Origin of the sequence: Iodobacter sp. BJB302 (assembly GCF_002735645.1) — a bacterium.
GTDB lineage: Bacteria > Pseudomonadota > Gammaproteobacteria > Burkholderiales > Chitinibacteraceae > Iodobacter.
On the sequence record NZ_PDZG01000118.1, the window covers coordinates 1 to 7048 of the forward strand.

The following is a 7048-nucleotide window of genomic DNA, read 5'->3' on the forward strand; positions in this document are numbered from 1 at the left end:
GCAAGCATTTTGCTTAAAATGGCATCTTTACGAGCCTTGGGAATACGCGACATGATAAGTAACCAGCCCCCTGAGTAAGTTGGAATCCCTGAAAAGGGAGTATCTCAACTATCCTGACACAGGGGGATATCCTTAAAGTGGGTGATTGGAGTCAGACAACTGTATTTCAAAGGCATAACTAGCCTTTTTCTTACTAAAGCCAATCGCTTCATAAAAAAGGTGGGCGTTTTCTCTGTGCAGGCCAGATCGTAAACGTAGCCGCTCATAGCCCTTTGAAATGGCCCAGTCTTTTGCGTGGCAGACTAAGGCTTTGCCAATTCCGCTGCGTTGCAAAGCGGTACTCACGACCAGCGCACTAATCTCCGCATAGCCATCACTCGCAATTAAGCGCACGCCCTGGATATGGCAAAGGCCTGCCAGTTGCTCATTGTGAAATGCCAGAAAAACGACGTGATCCGGCTGGGCAGAGAGTGCTGCAAAGCGCCTTTCCACATCGCAAGGGCTGCCTGTGTAATCCAGTGCGGGCAGCAGGGCAGAGACCGCTGCGGCATCATGAATGGTCATTGGGCGTATGTTTAACTGAGGCATTATTTCGCTGGTCATTTATGGGGATTGGTTGAGTACATAGAGCACATCCGGGCAGCCTTCTTCATTGCCAGTGCCATCGCTGAATTCCAGGGCAATAAAGCCATGCCGTTCATAAAAACGCCGCGCACCGGTATTCGCCTGAAAAGTATAGAGATACACAGGGCGGGGTATTTGGGTTAATGCATATTCAAGCAAGGCTGAGCCTGTGCCTGATCCGGTGTGCAGGGGGTGGATATAGAGATGATTAATCCAATGCCTGCCTTCATCGCTTGCTGTGGCGATAAAGCCATATATCAGGCCATCTTTTGAAGCAGCAATAATGCGGTTTGTTTTAATCAGCACGTCAGCTGCCCAGCTGTAAATGGCTTCGTCGCTATGCGCTAATGGCGCGTAGGAAAGATATGCTTTGCGTGAAGCCAGATAGAGGCTGGCAATTGAATGGCTGTCTGAGCATTCCGCTAATTGCATGGTTTTTTCCTAAAGCTTTTTAAGCATATTGATTCCCGTTACTTCGTAGCCCAGCTGGCGGTATAAAGCTTGCGCGCCGGTATTATGGCCAAATACATGCAGGCCAATGCTGGCCAGACCAAGATCACTCACCAGTGTTTCAATAGCTTTAAATGCTTGCGTTGCATAACCCTGACGCCTGTAAGGGGCTTTGATCTCTAAATCATAAATAAAGGCAAGACGCACGCCTTTATCTGAAACAGCGGCAAACCAGATAAAACCAACGGTGCTTTGATTGTCTTTGCCAATGATTTCAAATAAATAGTGATCGGGCGTATCTGTGCCCTGGGGTAGTAATTTGTGAAATTCATTGCGGGATTGTTCAAGCGCATCTTCTTCCTGCCAGCGGCCGGACTGAACATTCTCTTCGGCATAGCTAAGAATTGAAGACTCAAGATAAGATTCGTAAACCGCAGTACGCATTGGCAATAGAGTGGTCATGTGCTTGTTGCCTGATATGGGCTGAAATAGCTGCTCAGCATATCGAAATTTATATGTCCTTAGTTGATTTATTTCTATTTGGCGGGATTTATTTGATTGAATAAACGGGCAGGGCGCGCAGGGCGGCTGTTTAAATATTTACATTGATTTTAAGTAAATAAAAACCCGGGTAAATAATTTCACGCCGGGTTTTTTGAATTTAATAATTCAGATTAAATACCGCGCAGCAAATCATTAATACTGGTTTTTGCGCGGGTTTTTGCGTCTACTTTTTTAACAATCACCGCGCAGTACAGGCTGTATTTGCCGTCAGCCGATGGCAGGTTGCCAGAAACCACGACAGAGCCAGCCGGGATGCGGCCGTAAGTCACTTCACCGGTTTCGCGGTCATAAATCTTAGTGCTTTGGCCGATATAAACGCCCATCGAAATGACCGAGCCTTCCTCAACAATCACGCCTTCAACCACTTCCGAGCGCGCGCCAATAAAGCAGTTGTCTTCGATGATGGTTGGGTTGGCTTGCAATGGCTCAAGTACGCCGCCGATGCCAACGCCACCGGATAAATGCACGTTTTTACCGATTTGCGCGCAGCTGCCCACGGTAGCCCAAGTGTCAACCATGGTGCCTTCGTCTACATAGGCGCCAATATTCACGTAAGAAGGCATTAACACCACGTTTTTACCGATAAAGGAGCCACGACGCGCCATGGCGTTTGGCACCACGCGGAAGCCACCTTCGCGGAAATCGTTTTCGCTGTAATCAGCAAATTTTGAAGGCACTTTGTCGAAATACTGTGTGCAGCCGCCATCCATAGGCACGTTGTCGTTAATGCGGAAAGACAGCAGCACGGCTTTTTTAAGCCATTGATGGGTATGCCACTGACCATCAATTTTTTCTGCAACGCGGTATTCACCCTTGTCCAGACCCAAAATCACGCTATTAATCGTGTCACGCAGCTCGGATGGCACATTGGAAGGGGTGATTTCTGCACGGTTTTCAAAAGCAGTTTCGATGATTTGCTGAAGTTGGCTCATGGTGCTTCCTTGGTTGGTCATTCGTAGGGCGGGTGAACCCCGCCAAAGTGGTGATGCGGTATATGCTTGCGGCTTTTGCCCGCACTGCAGGATTTTAAAAAGCAGGATGGCGCTGGCAAAAGCGAACGATGCGTTCTGCGGCAGTAATGCAATCATTCAGTGGTGCAACTAAGGCAATACGGATATAGCCTTCACCAGGGTTGACGCCGTGGGCGCTGCGGGCGAGGTAGCTGCCGGGCAAAACGGTAACATGCTCTTCTTCAAACAGCTGCCGGGCAAAGGCGGCATCGTCCCCTTTGATTTTTGCCCACAGATAAAAAGCCGCATCGGGCATGCTGACGTCTAATACGCTTTGCAGCAAGGGGGTAAGCGCAGCAAATTTCTGGCTATAGAGCTGGCGATTTTCGACAACATGCGCTTCATCATTCCACGCTGCAGCACTTGCTGCCTGCACCATCGGGCTCATCGCACAGCCATGATAAGTACGGTAGAGCAGAAATTGCGCTAAAAGTTTCGCATCCCCTGCTACAAAGCCAGAGCGTAAGCCGGGCACATTGGAGCGCTTTGATAGGGACGAGAAAATCACCAGATTATGGTAGTCGCGCCCCAGCTGAGCTGCTGCTTCGAGTGCGCCCAGCGGTTTTTCTTCGCCAAAGTAAATTTCTGAATAACATTCATCAGATGCAATTACAAAGCCGTACTGATCAGACAGGGCAAAGAGTTTTTGCCAGTCGGCCAGCGAGGCGACTGCGCCAGTCGGGTTGCCGGGTGAGCAGGCAAAGACCAGCTGGGTGCGTTGCCAGACCGCATCTGGAACGGCGTCCCAATCGGGCTGAAAGCGGTTTTCTGCATTGCAGTTTACAAAATAAGGCTCGGCCCCTGCTAAAAGGGCCGCGCCTTCATAAATTTGGTAAAAGGGATTGGGCGAGAGCACCACGGGCTGCTGCTCTGGGCGGGTGTCAATGATGGTCTGGGCAAAAGCAAACAATGCTTCGCGGCTGCCATTCACTGGAATGATTTCGGTCGCCGGGTTAGGGGCTGCAATACCGTAGCGATTGCTCAGCCAGATGCTGATGCTTTGCCTCAGCGCATCTGATCCCAGTGTGGCCGGGTAGGCTGACAGGCCATCAAAGTGGGCGATCAGTGCATCGGTAACCAGCCTGGGTGTGGCATGTTTGGGCTCGCCAATGGATAAATTAATATGTGCCAATGCCGGATTAGGGCTAAGACCCGCAAAAAGCTGCTTAAGTTTTTGAAACGGATAGGGCTGAAGCAAGGAGAGTTGCGGCGTCATGGCGTTCCGAATGCACTGGGGAAAACCCCGATTATAGCGGCAGAGCGCCGTCAGGTCTTGTGGTGAGTGATTGTCAGTCAGGGCTAGCTTCAGTCCTGAACCACAAGATTTCGAGAGTACGGAGTGGCATGGAGCAAAGCAAAGTAAGTCTGTTGGTTCCCATACGACTCCGTTTCTTTTTGTGACTAAGTATCTTTTGCCTGGAGGTTTGCTTATTTAAGCAAATCGCCGTAGTCCTGCATCAGCTTACGCACTTTTCCTGCCACCACCGCCGAGCAATAAGGCTGCTCAGGGTTTTGTTCGAAGTAATCCTGATGGTAGGTTTCAGCGGGCCAGAATGTCACGGCAGGTGTCACGGTTGTGACGATGGGATCTGCATACTGATCCGCTAATTCTTTGATCATTGCTTTTGCCGCGCTCTCTTGCGCTTCGTTATGGAAAAACAGGCTGGAGCGGTATTGCGTGCCAACATCCTCGCCCTGGCGATTCAGTGTGGTGGGGTTGTGCAGGGCAAAAAATAATTTAAGCAGGGTGCTGTAGCTGATAATGGCCGGGTCAAAAGTCAGCTGAATCACTTCGGCGTGGCCGGTATCGCCCGTACATACGGCTTTGTAAGTGGGCGCTTCAACACTGCCGCCCATATAGCCACAATCAACTTGAGATACGCCACGCAGGCGGGCAAAAGTGGCGTCGAGACACCAAAAGCATTTTTGGGTTATCTACAACCACCGCCGAGACAGATAGTCTCAAGCCGTGGCTGTAAATAACCTCCTTTCTCGTTTGAAATCATAGACTTAACTCCACCTGGTGAAAAATTGCATGGTTGACTTTTTTTGGGCAAATCGGCTAGACTTTTTGGGCAAATCCTGAAAAATTCACCCAACAAATCACCCAAAAAAACAGCCCAACATGACCACAAAAAAACCCACTAAAAGCAAGGTGCCGAGAGGCATTCAAGTAGTGCAATGGACTAATGCAGATGGTAGCACTACGACGAAATACAGAGTAAGAATTTCAAGAAAAGACTATGAAGGAAAAAGAAATAATTACTTTGAAGATGTCAAAGAAGCAATTAGCTTTTTGACACTATCTAAAACCGAAAAAGGAAAAGAATTAATTTACTCTATCAGTGAAGAAGAAAGACAACGAGCCAGAAAAGAAGCTTTACAAGAAAAAGAAGGAAAAGACTTTACTTTTGAGTATGTAGCTAAAAGATGGCTACAAGATGAATGCTTTAAAGACCCATTGTTAAGAGCAATTGACATAGAAGACGATAAAGCTTTAAAGACATTGCCAGAATTAAAAAGAAGAAATATAGCAATGAAAAAAGCTGTCATCAAGAAAATATGCTCTATTTCAATTCCTGATAGGTATATTACCAAACAGGAAAAAGAAGCAATGGGAATAGAACACGAAAAAACAACTTATAGACACTTTGGAAAGTTTGATATAAGAACAGAGATTAACAAGATAGACTTAAACAATTATATTAAAACAAGACTCCAAGGAGACAAAACAAACAAACCTATCAAGCCTATAAGTGTTGTTAGGGAAATAACCTATATTTCTAATGTTTATAATAACTTAGAAAACATAGACGAGACATACGAGAACATCATAAACATAACAAGGCTTTACAATAAGAACTTGCTTAAAAATACAATCAATTACAGGAAAAGAATTTTAAGTGAAGATGAAGAAAGCAATTTTTTAGAAGTCATCAATAATTATTCTAATAAACAGCTTGCAGATATTTGCAAACTTTCTCTTTTAACAAGTATGCGAAGGAGTGAGATTATTTATTTAAAAAAATCCCACATATCAGCAGATTTTAGAATTATTCACTTAACACAGACAAAGAGTGGACGACCCAGAGACGTTTATTTAGATGAAACAGCAAGAGAATTTCTAATGAACTTGCAACCAGCGAAAGAAGCGAAAGGAGATAGATTTTTTACTTATAGTATTATGGGCTTTGGGCGAGTGTTTGCAGAAGTGATGAAAAGAAACGGACTTGAAGACACCCACTTTCACGACCTAAGAAGAACAAAAGTAAGCCGTATGCTTTCCACTGGTGGAGAACAAAACACTATGCTAGTAGCGAAGCTTTTAGGCTTTTCAAGTGTTAGAAAGTTTGAAGCAATCCACACCAAAGGAAACAGCAATTTAAACACTCAAACAGGAATAACTAACAGCAATGGGCATAGTATAGAAGTAGCCTTTAAACACTATTTAAGCCCTGTTATGAGTGATGTGGACAAGCTACAAAGGATTAAAGAATTAAAGGCAAAAAAGAAAGAAGACAAGATAACAGAAGAGGAAACAAAAGAACTTTTAAATCTTGTTTTGTCTTTAATGGAGTGAAATATTTAAAGACCAAGCGAACTAAAAGGTCTTTTATAAAAAAGATGTTGACGATCTTTTTTTAGATGAACTATAATAAACACATCAAGTAAGGAAAAGACTAACTTGCTTGATTGTCTAATTTCCTTTTTCCTTTTTGGAGTTTTAAAAATGGTGACCAAGCAAGCATTGACTCTTGAACAAATCCAGCAACAAAAAGCAGAGTTTGAAAAGAAACTGCTTGAACTGGCACAACAAGAAACAAATATTATTGAAGAGTCCAAAGCAGAAGCTTACACCTCTTTGATTGAAGTCGTTAATAAATACCGTTTGAATGGTATTGATGTTATTAACACCCTGCTTTCTAATCGTAAGATTAGTTTTAAAGAAGTTGGCGAAGTTAAGCCGATTATTCTTATTCATGCAGATGTTAAGAAACAAAAGCGAAATGCCGAAAAAGGCATTATGGAAGATGGAACCTTTGATTATTATGAAGGTAAAGTAATCCTTGCAGATGCCCAACAAGCAGAGCAAATCTGTGCTAATGGTGTTGAGTCCTTTAAAGCGACTCTCACAGAAAAAGGCAAAGAATATCTTGCCAACGAAGAGACAAAACACATTCTTGTTGATTTTTACAACAAGTTTAAAGGCAAGGGTGCCAAAGATTGGAACGGTCAATAAGAAGACCAGAACCAAACAAAAAGCCACTGTTAATGAACTGACCCCAATTAGTTGGACAGTATTAAAAGCTAGGCGCTCAAGGGCTGGGTTCTGTATTGCACAGGACTCAGCCCTTTTAACTTCAGTTTGATTCGGTCGTGGTTATAGTAATGGATGTAAT

At 44.7% G+C, this 7048-nt stretch carries 9 protein-coding genes; 2 read left to right on the forward strand and 7 right to left on the reverse strand.

The window, feature by feature from the left end:
- Positions 1-132: 132 nt before the first annotated feature.
- From CSQ88_RS21475 to msrA, 6 genes are all read right to left on the reverse strand, one after another.
- On the reverse strand, positions 133-588 hold the full coding sequence (locus CSQ88_RS21475) for a GNAT family N-acetyltransferase (RefSeq protein ID WP_180273766.1): 456 nt from the start codon (positions 586-588) through the stop codon (positions 133-135).
- 15 nt (positions 589-603) lie between these two features.
- The gene (locus tag CSQ88_RS21480) at positions 604-1056 is read right to left on the reverse strand and encodes an N-acetyltransferase (protein WP_099400106.1); all 453 of its coding nucleotides are present in this window, start codon (positions 1054-1056) and stop codon (positions 604-606) included.
- Between the two features lie 9 nt (positions 1057-1065).
- Positions 1066-1536 carry an N-acetyltransferase gene (locus tag CSQ88_RS21485; protein WP_099400107.1) on the reverse strand — a complete coding sequence of 157 codons (471 nt, stop codon included), beginning with the start codon at positions 1534-1536 and terminating at the stop codon, positions 1066-1068.
- Between the two features lie 212 nt (positions 1537-1748).
- Complete coding sequence (gene dapD / locus CSQ88_RS21490) at positions 1749-2570, reverse strand: 2,3,4,5-tetrahydropyridine-2,6-dicarboxylate N-succinyltransferase (protein ID WP_099400108.1); 822 nt, start codon at positions 2568-2570, stop codon at positions 1749-1751.
- Positions 2571-2664: 94 nt separating this feature from the next.
- Positions 2665-3864, reverse strand: a complete 1200-nt coding sequence (dapC, locus tag CSQ88_RS21495; RefSeq protein ID WP_099400109.1) for a succinyldiaminopimelate transaminase — start codon at positions 3862-3864, stop codon at positions 2665-2667.
- 212 nt (positions 3865-4076) lie between these two features.
- The gene (gene msrA, locus CSQ88_RS21500) at positions 4077-4583 is read right to left on the reverse strand and encodes a peptide-methionine (S)-S-oxide reductase MsrA (RefSeq protein WP_099400110.1); all 507 of its coding nucleotides are present in this window, start codon (positions 4581-4583) and stop codon (positions 4077-4079) included.
- A 190-nt stretch (positions 4584-4773) separates the two neighbouring features.
- Between msrA and CSQ88_RS21505 the strand changes: the two genes are divergently transcribed.
- Together CSQ88_RS21505 and CSQ88_RS21510 are read left to right on the forward strand one after the other, a co-directional pair.
- Positions 4774-6228 (forward strand): site-specific integrase, encoded by a 1455-nt coding sequence (locus CSQ88_RS21505; RefSeq protein ID WP_099400111.1) that lies wholly within the window; start codon positions 4774-4776, stop codon positions 6226-6228.
- A gap of 150 nt (positions 6229-6378) precedes the next feature.
- On the forward strand, positions 6379-6888 hold the full coding sequence (locus CSQ88_RS21510; RefSeq protein WP_099400112.1) for a hypothetical protein: 510 nt from the start codon (positions 6379-6381) through the stop codon (positions 6886-6888).
- A 68-nt stretch (positions 6889-6956) separates the two neighbouring features.
- On the opposite strand, the gene CSQ88_RS21515 is transcribed toward CSQ88_RS21510, so the two are convergent.
- A partial coding sequence (locus CSQ88_RS21515) for an IS3 family transposase (RefSeq protein WP_143449393.1) occupies positions 6957-7048 on the reverse strand: 92 nt, incomplete at its 5' end.